Genomic DNA, 19,747 nt, shown 5'->3' with positions numbered 1-19,747 from the left:
GCTAGACAGTTTGGTGGTAGAGCCTCAATGTTAAACGTCAACCGCTTGCGACGACACAGTTTAGATAGGTCACTAGTAGCGCAAGTTGCAAGTGCGATCGTGATTTTAGTCGGTATTGTAGTACTGTTTGGCTGGTTTTTCGACATCCAATTTATTAAACAATCTGGCTTTGCTAATTTAGTGACAATGAAAGCCAACACAGCCTTGTGTTTTTTATTGGCTGGTTTGTCACTGTGGTTAGCGCAGAAAGGACAAACCAAATTATTTAAAGAGTCAGACACTGATAATTTCCCCAATACCTATGTTGCTGACTTGCGCTTTTCTAGAGTTTGTGCAATTGCAGTTACTTTAATTGGGTTGCTCACACTCATACAATATCTATTTGGCTGGAATTTCGGCATTGATGAGTTGCTATTTCGAGATGAACCGAATGCTTTATTTACATCTCATCCAGGGCGCATGGGATTTAATACGGCATTAAATTTTATGTTAGTGGGTAGAGCTTTAGACCTGCTGGCGTATCCTAAAACTTATCGGAGTTATTGGTATGCCCAAATTCTAACTTTGATAACTGCTTTGATTTCCTTACAGGTGTTCATCGGCTATGCCTACAAGGTACAACTTTTCTCCCGCATTGCCTCTCAAACCACATCAATGGCGTTAACTACGGCTGTGGGTTTCATAGTGCTTTGTGTAGGCATTTTGTGGGTGCGACCGGATAAGGGATTGATGCGTGTTGTTATTAGTGATACTTACGGGGGCTTAATTGCCCGGCGTTTATTGATAGCCACGATTTCCATACCATTAGTTTTGGGATGGTTAATCCTTCAAGGTCAAATTGCCGGAGAATACGGTTCGGCTTTTGCCATATCGTTATTTGCTATTTTCCTGATTACGATTTTTGCTATTTTTGTCTGGCACAGTTCAGCGGTAATTGAACGCCTGTGTCGCCAACATGATGAGGCTCAAAAAAAACTCAGAGCTTATGAAGAAAAACTGAGAAGTTTTGTAGATGCCAATGTCATTGGGATTGTTTTTTCTGATGTGTATGGAGGTTTATATCAGGCAAACGAAGCTTTTCTGCGAATGGTTGGTTATACACAGGATGATCTTGTTGCAGGTAAGCTCAATTGGCGAGATATGACAGGATCAGAGTTTTTCTATTTAGACGACCAAGGAATTGCAGAAGCCAAGGCCAGTACTAACGGTGCTTGTACACCTTACGAAAAAGAATACATTCACAAAGACGGTAGGCGCATCCCGGTTTTAGTGGGTTATGTGTTGCTAGGTGAAAACCGAGAAGAAGCCGTAGCATTTATGTTGGATTTGAGCGAACGTAAACAAGCTAGAGAAAAAATAGTCCAACTTAACAAGGATTTACAGCGGCGCATCACCGAATTACAAACTTTATTTCAAGTTATTCCTATTGGCATTGGGATTGCTGAAGATCCTCAGTGCCGTACTATTCGAGTAAATCCCTACTTTGCCCAGATTTTAGGCATACCATCAGATAATAATGCTTCCCTGAGTGCGCCTCTTGAGGAAAAACCAACGACATTTAAAGTTTACCGTGAAGGTAGAGAATTATTACCTGAAGAACTACCCATGCAGTACTCTGCTACGCATGGTGTGGAAGTTTTAGATGTTGAAGTTGATGTTGTTCATGATAATGGCAAAGTTGTGAAGCTGCTAGAACACGTCGCCCCGCTGTTTGATGAAGAAGGTAACAGTAGAGGTAGCGTTGGCGCATTTATAGATATCACAGAGCAAAAGCAAGTAGAGGAAACACTACAAAATCAGCAAAAATGGCTAGAAGATGTGCTGAACATGATGCCTCTGCCATTATTATTTGTGGAACCAGTCACAGCAAAAGTGATCTTTGCTAATCGAGCGGCAAATGACTTAGCTGGAGGCGAATTTCCTAAAGGTACACCAGCAGCAGAATATCACAGTGTTTATTATTGCACAGATGCAACAGGTGATCGCATTCCTAATGATCAAATGCCTGGGGTACGGGTGGCGAGAGGAGAACGTTTAAACGGGGTAGAAATAGACTGGCACACAAATGGGTGTGTGCGCTCTCTACTAATATTTGCTGATACCATACCAGCAATGCATGGTCATCAAGCTACCTGTATCGTGGCATTCCAAGACATCACCAATCTCAAGGAAATTGAAAAAGCACTATCATTAGGCTACCAAAGGCTACAGTTACTATTTAATACAGCCAATAACTTGCTATCTAGTCAGCAGCCAATGGCAATCATCGATAATTGCTATCGTAAACTTGCCGAGCAAATTGGTTTGGATGTGTACTTTAATTATTTAGTGGAAGAGAACTCCCAGGTGATGCGGCTAGCATCCTTCACAGGTTTTTCTGAGGAAATAGCTAAAACATATGAATGGCTGGAGTTGGGACAGGCAGTATGCGGTACGGCTGCCCAACAGGGACATCCCATATCACTAGAAAATGTGCAGCAATCAACTGACCCCAAAACACAATTAATTCGGACTTTAGGAATTAGAGCTTATTACAGTTACCCATTAATAGCTCAGGAAAAACTTTTGGGTACTCTTTCCTTTGGTAGTCGTAGTTGCTCTCGCTTCACTGAAAATCAAAAAGGCATGATGCAAGCAGTGTGCGACCAAATAGCCATCGCCATGGAACGGGCTAGCTTAATTGCTTCTTTACAGCAACAAACAGAGCAGTTGTGCGAAGCCAACCGCATGAAAGACGAATTTTTAGCTATATTGTCCCACGAATTGCGATCGCCTCTCAATGCTATCCTCGGCTGGGCCCAACTGCTGCGTACCCGCAAACTGAGCGAGACTCAAACAGCTAAGGCTATGGAGACTATCGAACGCAACGCCAGATCCCAAACTCAGCTCATAGAAGACCTGCTAGATATTTCACGCATGATTAGAGGTAAACTCAATCTCAATGTGCGTACTTGTGATTTAGTTCCCCTCATAGAATCAGCCATAGAAACAGTCAAATTAGCCGCCCAAGCCAAAGAAATCGATTTACAATTGTCCCTCACACAGCCGCATAATTCTCAATTTTTAGTTTCCGGAGATAATGAGCGGTTGCAACAGGTTATCTGGAATCTCCTATCCAATGCCATAAAATTCACACCCAGTGGCGGTAAAGTAGAAATTAAGCTTTCTCAGAGTATCGGTAATGGTCGAAGGCTAGCCAGTCATCTCAATCAACCACCATCAATGACTAGCTATGCTCAAATTCAAGTGATTGACACAGGTATCGGTATCAGTCCTGAATTTCTGCCTTATGTATTTGATCGCTTTCGTCAAGCTGATAGTTCTAGCACCAGATCCTATGGCGGCTTAGGATTAGGGTTGTCAATTGTCCGTCACTTAGTAGAATTGCATGGTGGCACTGTTCATGTGGATAGCCAAGGCAAAGAACAAGGTACGACATTTGCAGTCAATTTACCACTTTTAATCCCCAGCGGCACCGCCCTTTCTGAGTCTATAAGTAGCCAAGAAGTAGATGTTGTTTCCTTATCCCCAGGCCCCTCCCTTTTAGGCGTGCGGGTGTTGGTTGTAGATGACGAAATTGACACTCGTGAATTTATTACCACCGTCTTGCAACAGTGCCAAGCCCAAGTGCAAGCGGTAGGCTCAGTCCCAGAGGCATTACAGGTAATTTCCCAGTGGCTACCAGATGTTTTAGTGAGCGACATCGGAATGCCCGAAGAAGATGGTTATTCTTTAATTCGTAAACTGCGATCGCAGCCACCAGAAAAAGGTGGTAGAATCCCCGCGGCCGCAATCACAGCATACGCCAGAGCCGAAGACCGAATGCGGGCTATTCAAGAAGGTTTTCAGCTGCATTTACCTAAACCTATTGAGCCGGCTGAATTAGCTACAGTCGTTGCTAGCCTTGTGGGACGGACATAAGATAGGAGAATTAGGGACTTTGTTGCAACCGCCATAGCATTCTATCTATCAATCTCCATTCGTCTAACCCACCAGATACAAGCAGACGAAACATCCACATTGGTTCTCCTCCTTCAACCTTAATCCGCGGCAAAGTTAGGGGGTCAAGTTTTTGTACAACAGCACCGTGTTGGGAAGTAAAACCCAATTTGTAACCACTTTGGTGAAGAATCAGGGTTGTCGAATTGTTAAAATCACAAAATGTACCAAAGGGATATGCAAAAGCTGTGACGTTAATCCCCAAGTTTTTTTCTATACTCTCACGTGACATTACAGCTTCTTGAGAGGCTTCATCCAGACTAATTTTGCCCAGGGAACGGTGGGTCATGGCATGAGAACCAATGGCAATACCTGCTTCAGCAAGAGCTTCTACTTCTTTCCAAGTCAAATAAGGTTCTGGAGTTTCACTATTTTGAGTGTAACTATGGGCGTTGCCACCATCAATATTGCTCGTAGTAATAAAAGCAACTGCTGGTATTGAGTATTCCTTTAAAATTGGCAGTGCATTCAGATAAACACTCCGAAAACCATCATCGATAGTAATTAAAACTGCATTCCTGGGAAGGTCTTTTTTGCCTGCTAAAAAACTCTCTATATCCGTCAGGGATACAGCAAGATTTTGGCGGGCAATCCAGTCCATTTGCGCTTGAAAATCCTTTATTCCCACACAAAACGGGTCGCGGTTAATGTCACCAAAGCGATGATAAGTGAGAACACGTACTGGTGAATAGTTAGACTGTTTGTTACTCAAAAGTAATCGCTTTGATGGCAGCGTTGCTAAACACATACCGGAGCGGGCAGTTTTTTTTAAATACCAACGAAAAGAGCTAATTGAATTTGATGCCATAACAAAACCCGGTAAGTGGGAGACTCAGGGACTTTAGCCCTGAGAGGTTAACGACTCGTGCGAAGTATTTCTCAGTCACGACACAAAATCATTTGGATCAGAAATTTTGGATTACCAATAAGATAACGTTGCCACTTTTTGCCTGGTTGCTGAAGTAAAATTTGCAGCCACTCAAATCCTAGTCGTCTAACCCATCGTGGGGCGCGTTTTAGGTTTCCACCCCAATGATCAAAAAGTCCTCCTACACCAACACATACAGGAACTTTAAGTCGGTTTCTATTCTGGGAAAGCCAGTATTCCTGTAAAGGATTTCCCATCCCGACTAAGAGTAGGTGAGGTTGTAAGGAGTTAATTTCTGCGATTACTTTGATAGTTTCCTCCTCTCCTAAGTAACCATGATGGAATCCTGCTAATGTCCAGCCTGGAAATTGCTTAGAAGCAAACTCGGCTGCATATGTTATAGTATGAGGATCTGCACCAAGTAAGTAATATCGATAACCACGGTTGCTTGTATGCCTAAAAAAATTAGGTATTAGATCAGTACCAACAAGATTACTCTGTAAAATTTTACCACGCAGTCTGGCTGCCCAGCGAACACCTGTACCATCTGCAAAAACCACGGTGCTACTGTTTAAAACATCTCGGTACTCCGGGTGATCGGTTGCCAGATTGAGAGTGTGAGCGTTGACAATAGAGATGAGATGGACTGTATCCGGCTCTTCTTTGATAAATGATTCCATCATCTCTACAGCACCAAGCTCTGATGTATCTGTAATTTTTACTTTTAGAACAGATATATGCATATTACTTGTCCTTATGTCCTTAAACCTGGAACTAAAAATTAAAAGATCGCAAAAACAGCCGTAGCAAACTCTGTACAATAGTTTGCTGACAAGCACAAAAAAGGTATTTAAGGGATTAATTTCTTCTCCCCCTGGGGGAAAACACGCTATCTTAGCTTTTTTGGGGAAAACACACGTTATTTCGGGTTCTTTTGATTGAACCAAGGGTATTTTAACTTCTTTTGGTTCAACCAAAAAAATATTATTTTAAATTTTAAATTTTTCTGATGAAGAAAAAATCCCCCGGCTTTTAACCGTGGGGAGTGAGTCAGCCTGTATAGACCGAAATTAAGCCGCAGATTGTGGCAACTGAGCGAATTTATCTGGATAAATTTCGATTTGCATTTCTACATCTTCACGGCTAGCCAGTGTCCTTGTAATTTGACCCAAGTAAAGTGGTACAGAGATTCCTGGTTCCGGGTGAATAATGGTACGGGCGCGAATAGTCAGTTGATTATTTCCTCGTGTGCCTAAGCGACCATAAGAATAAAGATTACTAGCGGCTTGACGCAGAGTTGCTTCTAATTGCGTGGGGGAAATTTTAGGTGATGTCGCAATTACTGCTTTTGTAGAACCAGTATCATACACTAGAGTATATTTCACTGCGCCTGGAATCACAGTACGACTCAAAGGAACCAACGAAAGAGAAAATAAACCCACTGTCAACACCAGCATAAAGCCAGTCGTACCTACGAGCCGAAAGCGAAGACCCCATTTGAGGATAAAAGCCAGGACAGCTAAGGCAGCAAATACTAATGTAGCAATACCCGACCATTGGGCATACTGAAGAAAGTCAGCTGTTGTGAACATACAGATTGGCTACTTAGGCGTATTTTTGTTGATGACCGACACACCCATCTTACCGAGTAGCATGACCAAAACAATTGTCAATTCGCAATTCGCAATTCGCAATTCGCAATTCGCAATTTGCAATTCGCAATTTGCAATTTGCAATTAAAATGCACGACCATCTAATGTAGCGTTTCTCGTTTTTGAGGCTAGGGGCGAGAATATATTCCTGAACTATTTAATTAAAATACAAAATGTATAAAAGAGCATCTAAAATTAGATGCCCGTCATGCAGGAAAACCCAAAAGGGTTGTCCCTACACCTTCCCAACTATCAGCAACAGTGGCTAATTTGCGGTTAGCCACACTCACAGTCACAAATGTGAATATAGTTATATTAATCACTAATAACTATGAATGACTTCGGTGTAAACGCCGAATAAAATAACTGTTGTTGAACTGATGCCCATTCTATAATTCTTGGCGTTCTACAACCCTTGCAGGCATCTTGGTGAATCAGCGCTGTAGGAGGGTTAGCCCGACCTAGGCGACTGTGAACCCGTAGGGTGGTACTCTGCGGAAAGCCGCTTTGTATCTACGATAAATTAAGCTTTTGATGTTGTTGAAAGTTATAAACACCTCCGCACAAAACAGACAATAAAACCCAAGAAAATGTATTTATCCGAAAATCAAACAAAGTCACATCGACTGTATTAAATAGCACCCACTCAATAGTGACAACTAGATAACTAAAAAATATCAATTTATCTGTTAGAGCTATATTCTTTAATGTTCGCAATAGTTGGAACCCGGCAATTAATATCCAGCTCACTAAACCATAAAATAACAGGGCGCTAGGTAAACCAGTTTCCGCACATAGCATCAAAAATAGGTTGTGAGGATGACCCAAGTCAATCTGCATCTTGGCCTTGTAGAGTGCCGAGAAACTACGTAAACCCCAACCTGTCCAGGGCTGTTGTTGAGTCAAAGACCAGGCAAACTCCCATTGAGTTTTTCGCATCATAGCCACCGGTCTATCTGGATACATTTGGTCGTTTAATCGCCCCCAAAAGTAAGCAGGAACGACACGGCGAAAAATTTGGGCGATTGGTGAGGGAGCAAAAGCTGCCAACAGTACGGTAGTAACAACACCGACAACACTACCAACAATAATTCGCCAACCTTGATACATGGCATAGGCTAAACAGGCTACCATCGCCATCGCCCAGCCATTGCGTGAGTCAGTTAAAATCAAAGCGACAAAGTTGGTAATTATGGATATGGTTAAAAACAAAAGTAAGAAACGGCGAGGTTTTCGGATTTTTAATCGCCATTGTTCTAGCCACAACCCCAACCCTAGAGTGAAAGCGATCGCCTGATAAGCCGCAAAAATATTGGCGTGCATGAAAATAGCTGCCATGCGTCCTGGTGGTTCTCCTCCAGGTGCGATCGCTATATCTAATAAAATCCACAAAATTTGAATGTTGAGATTCCAACCCCAAAAAATCTGCCCAAAGCCCATCATTACTACTGGTACAGAACTGATGACCAGTATCCAGGCTATGTGACGTAATTGGGCGGGTGTTTGAATCAGGGTACTGAATCCAGCAAAAAAGAGAAAATAGGGTAATAGATTAAATAGACCCAGAAAAGCCTGTGTTTTGTCATAGGCAAAAATTGAACTAATAACTAGTAATACACTTAAGCCAGCAAATCCCCAGTTCAAGGGGCGGTGGATAATGGTGCGATATTCTCGCAGCCAAGTTAACAATGCTGCTAAACCTATACTGAAACCCCCTAGAGATGGACTAAAAGGCAATATTAGTAACCCAATTTGGGCATATCTCCAAGGGGCTTGTAAATTAGGGTCGGGGTGATCAAAAGCTAATTTCAACTGGAAATTTTTAGTTTTTAATGTTTAATTTTTCAAGCTATTTCCCAACATTCCGCACGAGTTAGACGAATTTGTGCCAAGGCAAAAATGGTAGGAATAATCCGACCATAGTTAGTAGAAATCGCTCTCCAGCCTAAATCGGCAAAAAACCAAGTCCACATCATCGGGCCTATCAAAGTAAAGACACTGCGTACAGCCCCATAACGAGCCGCATTCATCGTCATCCCTCGCCGTGCCATTTGCAAAGCTACATAGCCTTTAAACTGCGTGGTAGCTGCTTGAGAACCAGCAATTGCCGTCTGTTTAGCTACTTGATACTTAGCAAAGTGGATAGCAAATTGACGGGCGATTTGTTGCAGTACCAATGGCTGGAGTATAGAAGTAACAGCCAAAGCGCTACCACCTTTAAACAGTAATCCTAAGGGGTCACGTTGCAAGAAAAGTGGTAAGGGTTGTTTGATTTCTGAATTGACGAGATGAAGTTGTATACTCTCAGTCAACTTTTGTTTATCCTTTGTCGGCAACTTTTTCCAAACCTGCCCCAGTAGATGTAAAAATACTTCTGCTTCTAAATCAACAGTTGTCAACTCTTGAGAATAAGTAATTTTCAGATACTTACATACATGAATTAATGCTTGGCGGTAACTGACATGATTTGTCCGTCCCCGCAATACCGTCACCCCATCCGCCGCCAAAAACCGAAAACGATTTTCTAATGTGTCTAACCAAGATTTGCGGTCTTGACTTTGTACTTCTATGGGTTCGGGTGTATGAACATAGTCTAGGGGATTAAACTTACGACTAAATAAAATTGCCGTTAAGTCTTGTAATTCCTCTTCTGTTGCCAGTTCCAGCGCTTCCCTCAATTCATCCAATTTCCCTTCCTCCCGTTGTGCTGCGTCCTTGTACTTTATTCTACTATTAGCCCTCAGGAGTCATTGGTATTAGTTGCTTCCCCACTTTTTAAAAAATTTATGACTGATATTGCAGTAATCGGTGCCGGCATGGCAGGTTTGGTATGCGCCCAGCAGTTAACTCAAGCTGGATATTCGGTGCTAGTTGTGGAAAAATCTCGTGGTTTAGGGGGACGACTGGCTACACGGCGCTTGTATGGAACTTGGGCAGATCATGGGGCGTGTTACCTGAAGCCTCAAGGTGAATTATGCAAAAATTTAGTGCAATTGTTGTGCGATCGCCATATTTTAAAAGATTGGACAGACAACACTCAACTTAACTCTACACCCCGTTATATTGCACCTGAGGGAATGAGTGCCATCGCCAAATTTCTCGCCCAAGGTTTGGAAGTCTGGAAAAATCAACGTGTCATCGCCATTCACCCCACTCCCGAAAATAATTGGCGTCTGACTCTCGAATCTGGTGATGCAGAGTTAATAGTTAAAGCTGTAGTCTTAGCTATACCAGCACCCCAAGCTTTAATGCTGTTATCACCCTTGGGTGAAGATGTATTAGGCAAAGAATTTTTGGACAATTTGAGTTCTGTAGAATTTGCTCCATGTATTAGTGCGATCGCTGGATATCCGGCAAATTCTCAACTCCTACCAAATTGGCAAGATCAGAAGTTTACAGATGATGCTGTTTTGGGATGGATTGGTTTAGATAGCAGTAAGCGTCCCCATCCTCAGCAACCTGTATTTGTATTCCAAAGCAATGCTAACTTTGCCCAACTTCATTTAGAATCCCCAGATTTACAACCCGTGGGACAGGAGATGTTGCAACAAGCAGCCCAAAATTTAAAGCTTTCTTGGTTGGAAACACCAGAGTGGATGCAAGTACATCGCTGGCGCTATGCTTTTCCTAGTGTTCCTTGGAAAAACACCGTTTTATCTACAGTTACGCCCTTACCTTTAGTCTGCTGTGGTGATTGGTGTGGAGGACATCTCGTAGAAGACGCGATGATTTCGGGAATAGCCGCATCCTGGGAAATCAACAATTACCTGCGCTAAGTAGGACGAAGTAAATAATTAAAGGTTTGTAGTGAGTTAGCGCGATCTTGGGGGTCTCCCCCATGAGCGACTAACGTACAGCCTGCGGCATCGGTCGGCATCACTCGAAGAGTGAGGACTTTAGTCCTCAAATAAGGGCTAAAGCCCTTACTACGAAATGAATTTTAATTATTTTACATTGCTTAACATAGTTTGATTTTTTCTCGCCAACTTACTTATATATCAGTCAATTTGGGTGAAAAAATTTGTAATCAAAGATACATAAGAGATGGCACAGATGCTGAAAAGTTGCTGTTCTGATGGGTATTCTGCCTAAAAGTGAGAAACTTCGAGATTTTTAATTTTATTTTCCGGGTGTATCAATAACCCCAGGAAAATGTAACTAGGGTTAAAAAAGATTTTAAATACTGACAAATTAAAACTGTATTGTTTAATAAAAATATTATTAATGCTAGCCATAAATATTATTAATATTAATGACCTGATGTTTGTTATTAACTAATTTATTGTTCCAATTGATAATTAAACATTTTACAAACCAACCAGAAGTTAAATCATGAACCCCTCTTTGTCGTTCAGAGTTCAAGGAGATATGAACAAAGATATGAACAACGAGCAATCTCCTACTCGAGAAGCGGCTATCCTCAAACTTGTGCAGATAATTGCAGGGGATACAAGTCTCGCATCAGAGTTTAGCCAATGTTGGGTGATGCGTGAGTTTAAACTGGGTGATGAATTGAGTAGTTCTGGTCTTAATGAAGACAGTTCTCTACATTTTGTTTGTCAAGGTCGTGTGCGTTTGTTGAGTTTTGATGTAACTCTCAAGCGGGAAGTTTCCACACAATTAATATTAGCAGAACAAACTTTTGGGGCAGATCATTTATTTTGCCATCAACCTTTACCATACCGAGCGATCGCAGCGAGTGCGGGTTATGTAGCCAGCATAGCTATTGCTGATTTAAAACAGTGGTTAGAGCGTTTACCTAGTCTCGAAAGTTATTTACAGCATTTCACAGGTGAACAGCAAGCATTAATTTTCTGGAAAACTTATACTGAGTTGCGATCGCTTACTAGTAATACTGTGCGTGAATTGCTACCCTACTTCGTAGCCACTAAGATCACGGCTGGCTCATCTTTAGCAGAAGTTACCGCACTAGTAAAGGGGCATTTTTGGCTGGTAAGTGGCAAAATTGCAGGTTCACAACAGATAGGAGATAGCTGGGGATATGTCGATACCACACCGAATGATGGTATTGCCCAAACTGATTTGTTAGTTTACCACCTATCTCCAACACACTGGGAAACAGTCAGGGCGATCGCACCGCAGTTATTGGCTGGTGGTGAACCAGTAGCAGAAGTCTTGGAAGTTGCCCAAATACCACTTCCTGCACCATCAGAAACTAATACAGAAACTATTTACCCTTGTCCAGAGGAACCTCTAGTAGAGATTGCAGAAATTGATTTTCTGGAAACAGATGACCAGCTACCATCAAAAGCTAAGTCTTGGCGTGACTATCCATTTATTCAACAACAAAGTTCATCAGATTGTGGTGCGGCGTGTTTGGCAATGATTAGCCAATATTGGGGTAAGTACTTGCGCCTCTACACTCTGCGGAATTTAGCCCAAGTAGACCGCATGGGTGCATCTCTCCAGGACTTAGCCGCAGCGGCGGAAACTTTAGGATATGATGTGCTACCAGTACGGGCCAGTTTAGATAAGTTCGATACTTATGCCCATCCTTGGATTGCCCACTGGCAAGGCATTCACTATATAGTTGTCTGGCAAGTTAAAAGCGATCGCTTGTTGATTTCTGACCCAGCTTTAGGTAAACAATGGATGTCACGTCCAGAATTTATCGCCAGTTGGACAGGGTATGCTTTACTATTAAATCCCACTGAGCGTTTTCACACCCTCAAAAGCGAAAAAGTTTCTTGGGGTCGTTATGGTGATACCTTGTGGAATTACCGAAAATTAATTGGGCCGATTATTCTTTCTTTAATCTTGGTGCAATTATTTGGGTTAGCAACGCCTTTATTTACCCAAATAGTTATTGACCAAATAATTCCCCGACAAGATTTTGAAACCCTAAATATTTTTGTTCTCAGCTTTCTGGGTTTAGGCATCTGGCGCACTGTCTTAACAGCACAGCGTCAATACCTTTTAGAATATATTGCTAACCGCATCGACTTGAATTTAATTGGTAGTTTTATTAACTATACGTTGCAGTTACCGTTGCAATTTTTTGCATCGCGTCAAGTAGAAGACATTCTCAGCCGTGTCCCAGAAAATAGCAAAATTCAGTTGTTTCTCACCCGAAAAGCTGTCAGCGCCATTATCGACGTTTTCATGGTGGTGATTTATCTGGGGTTGATCACTTATTACAACTGGCAATTAACTTGTGTGGTGCTGGGTTGGCTGTTATTAATCGTGATTTTGACTCTCGCCACAACGCCATCTCTAAAAAAAGCAGCCCAGGAAATTCTCAAAGAATCAGCAGGACATAATTCTGCAATGCTGGAAATGATGACTGGTATTGTCACAGTCAAAACCACAGCATCTGAGTACCCTGTGCAGATGCATTGGGAAGAGCGTTTTCAGAAAATGCTCAAGGTGCGGTTACGGGGGCAAAAGTTAGCTAGTAATTGGCAATTAATTAGGGGTTTGATTAATCAAATTGGCAGTACCTTGGTTTTGTGGTTCGGTGTCAATATGGTGATTAATGGGCAAATGTCCCTGGGTAAGTTTATTGCTTTTAATTTACTCATTAGTAATATCACAATGGCAGTGTTGGCATTGGTGAGTTTTTGGCATGAGTTACCAGAAATTCAGATTTCTCTAGAGAAGTTGGCAGATATTTTTGCCTCCCAGCCTGAAGATAATTCCCCCACACCTTTACTAGTAATGCCCGCAATTCGCGGTGAAGTCCATTTTGAAAATGTTTCTTTTGGATACAACCCTGGTAAATATCACAACACCTTGCACAATATTTCTTTTCAGGTGCAACCCCAGCAGACCATTGGTATTATCGGTCGCAGTGGTTCAGGTAAAAGTACATTAATGAATTTGCTGGCTGGTTTATATCGTCCCGACACAGGCCGGATATTCATTGATGGACAAGATATTGCCCTAGTTTCGCCGCAGTCGTTACGCAGTCAATTAATTTTGGTACCCCAGGAATGTTGTTTATTTTCTGGAACCATTTTAGAAAACATTACCCTGTATAGTTTGGAGTTTAGTTTAGAACAGGCGATCGCCTCTGCCAAAGTAGCAGAAGCACACAGCTTTATTCAATCATTGCCTTTGGGGTATAACACCCAAGTTGGAGAACGGGGAATGATGTTATCTAGTGGACAAAAACAAAAAATTGCCATCGCCAGGGCATTAATTAGGAATCCCCGGATTTTGATTTTGGATGAAGCAACTAGCGGCCTAGATGCAGAGTCAGAACGCTGTCTACAAAAAAACTTAACCCGGTTCAGTAGCGATCGTACTACTTTTATCATTTCTCATCGTCTCTCTAGCGTCCGTCATGCAGACTGTATATTCGTCCTAGACAGAGGTGTTTTGGTGGAACAAGGCACTCATCAACAATTAATGGCCACAGCTAGTCTTTATCACCACTTAGCCCAACTGCAATTACAGATGTAAATAAAGGCTTGTAGTAAGTCTTTTCTAAAGTCCTACGGGTATACCTGTGCTTTACCACCGCAGATGTCCCAAGATATCTTCTCGCAGAGTAGGGTGTAAAGCCCCTCTACAAACCTAACGTCATATATCAGCAGTTTCCCCATAGGTTAGGAAATCGATTAATCATAAAACCCCGGACATCCACAAACTTTCAAGTCTGTACTCTTCTAGCCCCTAGCCCCTAGTACTCCTAACCATTCCAAATAAGTAAAAAGTCTAATCTCTAAGCATTAAGACAGCGCTAATATTTCTAGCTGTATGAATATAATAAATTTCCATGTAGGGTGTGTTGTCGCGTAGCACAACGCACCGTCAACAATTCAAGGTGCTTTAACTACGGCATTACATACCCTACGGACTATAGGTGATTTTTGTGGGTTAAAAAAGTTAGTAGAGCATCGCAATTCTAAATTTTTTATAAAGACCTGCTATATTTCTACTCCCAATTATCTTGGTATTAATTAAAAAGTAACGATACATACCATAAAGCATGACTGAATATTCGACAAGATCCAAAAAATTTTGCCGTAAAGTTACTAGCCATACTATGTCTAGAACTCTTGAATGTTAAGCAATTTAGCCGCATTAACCCACTTAACCGATGCATAGCAGGTAAAAATAATTTTCAATAACTCAACCTCAAACCTATTAACTTAACGTTTTAATGATATTTATCTTGTTCTTTTTATTAGTTATTTATCAACTCATTGAGTGGTAAACTTTTCTAGTATACTGATAAAAGATAAAGCCTCAAATACGGAGTTACTGAGGGGTTTCACCCCCCATTACTTAGTAAAAAGGGGACGAAAACCAAAGTTGCACAGCATACTAGGAATCCGGAAAAATGTTCAGTAAATTTAATTTATGATCATGTTAGAATAGCTGATGACATTAAAGATAAAACGTAGTATAAATACTAAAGTAGTCATTAATGTTTTAGGAACAACAGTTTTCATCTTCTAGCCTAAAACAAATGAATTTCTCTAGAAACACCTTGATTTTAGAGCCAAAAAATATACAATAAAGTTATCAGGTCAGAAATTAAACTAGGGTTTCAATCTTTCCAAATAGGTAAAAACTGCATCTACCGCGAGCCAAATAAAGACTTGTTTCTGTTAGTCAAATTCCATACAAAATGTGGATTTTATACCGTTATTTTGCTGCCAAGCAAAAGTTACAAATGAACAATCATCAGTAATGGCTACTTCTATTAGCGCCGCAGGCAGTCTCAAAAACTACGGCACAGCAGTAAACAGACTTGATTAAACACAGTCAAGTTTTTCGTTAAAAGTCAGCTCATGGAAAGAATCATCAGGTCAAATGCAGTTGCAACCTCACGTCAAGGAGGAAGGTTAGAGATGAAGCTCTATGATTTTTATTTTTACTACTATCTAAAAAGATTTTTGTACACAGTTGTGGATGTAGCTAATAAATTTGCTCAACATCCGCTCAATATCTCATATTTTTTTTGGACTCACTAAGTAATTAACAGCCAACAGTAACCCTAATAACCAACGAAACTCAGCCAGTTTCAACAACAACAACAACTAACACTATGAATCAAGATATTCCTGGAATTAGTAGCAACTTCAACAAAGCCATGAATCCTCAACAATTTGACCAAATAGTGGAAGCAATTCTTGCTGGAAAGTATTCCTGGGCATGTGTTTTAATGCTACGCATAGTTGGTTACAATCCTTTGCATTACATTCCCTACCGCACTTATAACCGACTACTTAAAGAAAATACCCAAAACAGAACACATCAACAGCATCACGAAAATAATAATGCTGCTAAACCATCAATTAACCAAAAACCGCATTCTCAAGCTTCCACCAGTTGTTTAAGTAAAATTAAAGATCTGGCGTATCTAGAAGTAGTCGGAAAACAAAAAGCAGAAATTCGGGGTGCTGGTATGGATAATTACTCAGCGCAGTCAAACCAAGACTCTCAAACTTTAGCATCTTAATTAAAACCGGGAAGCACTCAAAATTTATCCGGCAAAAGTTGTAAATTCAATTAAAAAATCTCTTGCATCGATAGATTCTGCTTTACAGTTGTAGGGAACATTGTTGTCTCCCTACAGCTTGGTCTATTTACCTCAAAATATTGCTACTAATGACGAAAATAATTGCCAAAATCTGCCAAAATGGCAAATATTATTATCTAAAATCAGCTAAATTATAAATAACTACTCAACCAGAGGTGTTTGAAGTAAAATTCATTTACAACGATAAAATCAAACATTATCTGATTATGAAACACCTCTAATTGATTGCTATTGCTGAAGCAGTCAATATTTTAGGGAGTAAATAACTCCTAAACCAAAACTAACGATTTTAGCGTTGCTATCGGTGGTTCTTTTTCCTAGAGAGTTTAAGCATAACAAGTTGGAGTAGCGTCTCCCCGCCATCCTAACTTTGAATGCCTTTTATCAAGTTTTCAGACGTGGGGAAACTGGATAAGGATTCCTAACTGGAGTTGATGTTATTTGAGCCTGAACCACTCATATTTAACAGTATTAACACCAGTGGAAAAAGAAAAGTGACAAATTAATCGTTGTTATGGCTGATAGAACTTATAGCTCTTACGCTTTTTTGCTAACATAATAATCCTCTTCTCCCAACTAGGATTATTTATGCTTGATAAGCTTACAATTTATATAGCTAATACTGGAAGCTCAAACATTTGAACAGCTTCCAGTTTTTTTATAGTTTTTAGTGAATTTTAGTAAATATAGGAGTCCTATTTGATATTTGTTGGTGTATCCTGCACTATGCGCTTAAAAACTCAATACAACTCCAATAGTCTGATGGTTTATTACTTTACCTGCGTAAGCAAGCTATAGAACTCCTATTTGTTGCAATACACGCAGAGTAGGCTTCGCCCACAGTAAGTAGAATGGTGTAAATAATTAAAGGTTTGTAGTGAGGACTTTAGTCCTCTAATAAGGACTGAAGTCCTTACTACGAAACAAATGCAATTTTTTTTACATTACTTCACATAGTTTGGTTTTTTCAAGTCGTTCTACTTATCCAGATTTTGTGGGGCTGAAGTTTTTTCAGATATCATTTAGGATTCCTATATCAAAAATCAACACCGACTACTAAATATCCTCTAGCCCTTATCACCCATGAGTGACCTTTCTAAGATAGTAATTACATCAGCAGAAATTATCGACTTCCTCAAAAAAGAAATGAATTTGAGGGAAGTATATCAAAAAATCTTATTTAATAAAATAATCTGGCGCGTAGCCACAGAAAAGGGAATAATTGTTACCAATGAAGAAATTGAAGCTGAAGCTAATCGCCAACGACGGGAACAGCGCTTAGAGAAAGCTACAGACACCCTAGCATGGTTAACTGACCAACTAATTACTCCTAGTGACTGGGAAATGGGAATTAGCGATCGCCTACTAGCACAAAAACTATCTCAGGCATTATTTTCTCAAGAAATAGAACAGTTATTTATGCAGAAGCGGTTGGAGTTTGAGCAAGTTATTCTCTATCAAATTATTGTAGATTCTGAAAAACTGGCTCAAGAAATTTACTATCAAATAGAAGATGGTGAAATCAGTTTTTATGATGCTGCTCATATTTATAATATTCATCCTTCATCCAGACAAAAGTTCGGTTTTGCCGGAATCAAGTATCGCTTTTCGCTGCAAATAGAGATAGCTGCACTTGTATTTCAAACACCACCCAAACAGTTGATAGGGCCTTTAAAAACCGAGCAAGGTTATCACCTGTTGATGGTAGAAGAGTTTCTTCCCGCTGAATTGACATCGACAAAATATCAAGAACTGATCAATAGTATGTTTCATAATTGGCTAGTGACCGAGTTAGATTATTTACTTAATTCTCAGACTGGGGTAATTTCATAAACTCAATACATCATATCAAATTATTTTTTAGATATCTAATAGTTTTCATGATTATATAAAATCAATAATTTTCATTCTCAGGATAGATACTTGTAAGCTTGAAAGCTTTGATTTTGAGACATATTTTTCTCATTCTAGCGATAGATGTAGAGGTATTATTAATTTTATATCATAACTTTTTGGTAATCAAATATCTGGAATAAAGTCTTATTTATCTGTAACTAATTATGGTTGATTGCATAATTTAATTAACACAAATTTGCGTTTAAGTAAAGTTAATAACTCCGCAGACTTATGACCGATAAAATTAATCATTAATTTCTAATAAAGATATAATCAATATTGAGTAAAGATTTCATATTTTTTCTCAAAACCCTTGACTCAATGCCGAAAAATTTCTAAAAGAAGAACAGTAGGTTAAGACAACAAAGTGAAAAACTGTCACTTGCTCGTTGAACTTGTTTTTCCGATAATTCCAGATTTATCTAAATCTGCTGATGAAATAATAACTAGTTTTAGGCTAGTCTAAGAAGTAGATTTGTATTCATACCTGACCTTAGCTGCTTCTATGTTCCAATTCATTTGGAACACGTTTTGGCATCTTTTTGGTAATCCAAACATAACCAGGATAAATATTTTGAGGTTTAACTATAAACTTGTATTACATAGTTAAATAACATCCTCAAAACAGGAGTCATCACAAGACTCCATATTACTTCCCTGTGATCATCAACCAAGATCAATGGTTGAAAGCACTACCAACATCAAACCAGGCTGCGGGGAAGGCTATTAAATTTTTGACGTTAATCAGTGAGTAGTTCACTGGTTTAAGGTGTCTTACCAGAAATCGCTGTTTATGAGAGTAGACAACAGCTATGCTTGCTGCATATTTTGTCAGGTTTGCTTACTACTACTTATTGACTATTGGCGCTTCTATCTTGGGAGCGCACTCTTCAACGAAGAATTTGTTAACTGGGAAAAATAGAAAAGTCCCGTGATTTTATGCGAGCTTTTTAATTACTCCTCTCATTTCCATCCTGGCTACAAATATGCTGGAGTGTTGAGGCTAAAAGGCAAGTATAAACCGGGTATATATCCCCTACATGCTCATGGTATTAGGGGTAAACACCAAGCATAATCCACGCATCATTTCAATACTTGGTTAGTCGGACAAGGCTGATTAACTTTTTAATGGCAAAACCTAATTTATCAAGGTTTTTGCCATAGCTGCAACGGATAAATTTGCCCACATTTTCAGTAAATGGCAATTGGTAATTTTTATGTCACACTCTTTTGAAAACTACGACATGCAAGAAAGTAAGTTTTTAACGCCTTTTCAAAAAAAGGCTTTGCTGAAAAGCTTACAGGCTAATTTACAACCAGAATATCGGCGGCGCATTGAAATTATGTTATTGGCCGATGTGGGTAAATCTCAAAGCCAAATCTGTGAAACATTAGGTTGTTCGCAAGAAATGGCGCGCTACTGGATTGGTTTAGCAGAAGCAGGTTTGGCACATAAATGGAATGAGCGCCCAATTGGTAGACCAAAAATTGTCAATGATCAATATTTGGCAAGGTTGAAGGAATTAGTTAGCCATAGTCCCCGTGATTATGGTTACGCATTTACCTATTGGACAGCCCAATGGTTGAGCAAACATTTAGCCAATGAGTTTAACATTCACATCAGCGATCGCCATATTAATCGCCTACTCAAACAAATGGGACTATCAACCAAACGTAAAAGTTCCAGCCCACCGGAAACTGACCAAATCAAAGATGCTGGAATTACGATTTGTGACTTGCAATCTACCTCCGAGCCGAATTTTAACTGGTCATTAAATCTTATTCAGGCCAATAAATAATTTTGTCTTGGAGGACAGG

11 protein-coding genes are annotated in these 19,747 nt (G+C 40.1%); 6 read left to right on the top strand and 5 right to left on the bottom strand.

The genetic code is table 11. The features are described 5' to 3' along the window. Positions 1-27 precede the first annotated feature (27 nt). Positions 28-3,921, top strand: coding sequence for an ATP-binding protein (locus tag ACM0OS_RS04425; protein WP_414541948.1), 3,894 nt, complete (start codon positions 28-30; stop codon positions 3,919-3,921). 10 nt (positions 3,922-3,931) lie between these two features. Here ACM0OS_RS04425 and ACM0OS_RS04420 read toward each other — a convergent pair whose 3' ends face one another. The 5 genes from ACM0OS_RS04420 to ACM0OS_RS04400 all read right to left on the bottom strand — a co-directional run bounded on the left by ACM0OS_RS04420 (position 3,932) and on the right by ACM0OS_RS04400 (position 9,206). Further along, complete coding sequence (locus tag ACM0OS_RS04420) at positions 3,932-4,807, bottom strand: polysaccharide deacetylase family protein (protein WP_414541947.1); 876 nt, start codon at positions 4,805-4,807, stop codon at positions 3,932-3,934. A gap of 71 nt (positions 4,808-4,878) precedes the next feature. Next, entirely contained in the window at positions 4,879-5,610 is a 732-nt protein-coding gene (locus ACM0OS_RS04415; protein ID WP_414541946.1) for a WecB/TagA/CpsF family glycosyltransferase, read from the bottom strand. Between the two features lie 327 nt (positions 5,611-5,937). Beyond that, a complete protein-coding gene (locus ACM0OS_RS04410; protein ID WP_414541945.1) occupies positions 5,938-6,459 on the bottom strand; it encodes a Ycf51 family protein in 522 nt (173 codons plus the stop codon). 573 nt (positions 6,460-7,032) lie between these two features. After that, positions 7,033-8,331, bottom strand: coding sequence for an O-antigen ligase family protein (locus ACM0OS_RS04405; RefSeq protein WP_414541944.1), 1,299 nt, complete (start codon positions 8,329-8,331; stop codon positions 7,033-7,035). 32 nt (positions 8,332-8,363) lie between these two features. After that, positions 8,364-9,206: a YaaW family protein gene (locus tag ACM0OS_RS04400; RefSeq protein WP_414541943.1), complete on the bottom strand. Its 843-nt coding sequence runs from the start codon at positions 9,204-9,206 to the stop codon at positions 8,364-8,366. Between the two features lie 99 nt (positions 9,207-9,305). On the opposite strand from ACM0OS_RS04400, the gene ACM0OS_RS04395 reads away from it, so the two are divergent. The 5 genes from ACM0OS_RS04395 to ACM0OS_RS04375 all read left to right on the top strand — a co-directional run bounded on the left by ACM0OS_RS04395 (position 9,306) and on the right by ACM0OS_RS04375 (position 19,728). Beyond that, complete coding sequence (locus tag ACM0OS_RS04395) at positions 9,306-10,295, top strand: NAD(P)/FAD-dependent oxidoreductase (RefSeq protein ID WP_414541942.1); 990 nt, start codon at positions 9,306-9,308, stop codon at positions 10,293-10,295. A 1,267-nt stretch (positions 10,296-11,562) separates the two neighbouring features. Further along, positions 11,563-13,944 (top strand): peptidase domain-containing ABC transporter, encoded by a 2,382-nt coding sequence (locus tag ACM0OS_RS04390; RefSeq protein ID WP_414541971.1) that lies wholly within the window; start codon positions 11,563-11,565, stop codon positions 13,942-13,944. A 1,594-nt stretch (positions 13,945-15,538) separates the two neighbouring features. After that, positions 15,539-15,952, top strand: coding sequence for a HetP family heterocyst commitment protein (locus ACM0OS_RS04385; RefSeq protein ID WP_414541941.1), 414 nt, complete (start codon positions 15,539-15,541; stop codon positions 15,950-15,952). A gap of 1,164 nt (positions 15,953-17,116) precedes the next feature. Beyond that, entirely contained in the window at positions 17,117-17,866 is a 750-nt protein-coding gene (locus tag ACM0OS_RS04380) for a peptidylprolyl isomerase (protein ID WP_414541940.1), read from the top strand. Between the two features lie 1,280 nt (positions 17,867-19,146). Then, positions 19,147-19,728, top strand: a complete 582-nt coding sequence (locus tag ACM0OS_RS04375; RefSeq protein ID WP_414541939.1) for a helix-turn-helix domain-containing protein — start codon at positions 19,147-19,149, stop codon at positions 19,726-19,728. The last annotated feature ends 19 nt before the right edge of the window (positions 19,729-19,747 follow it).

Source organism: Nostoc sp. CCY0012 (assembly GCF_963920855.1).
Lineage (GTDB): Bacteria > Cyanobacteriota > Cyanobacteriia > Cyanobacteriales > Nostocaceae > Cyanocohniella.
This window is presented reverse-complemented; position numbering and strand designations above follow the sequence as displayed.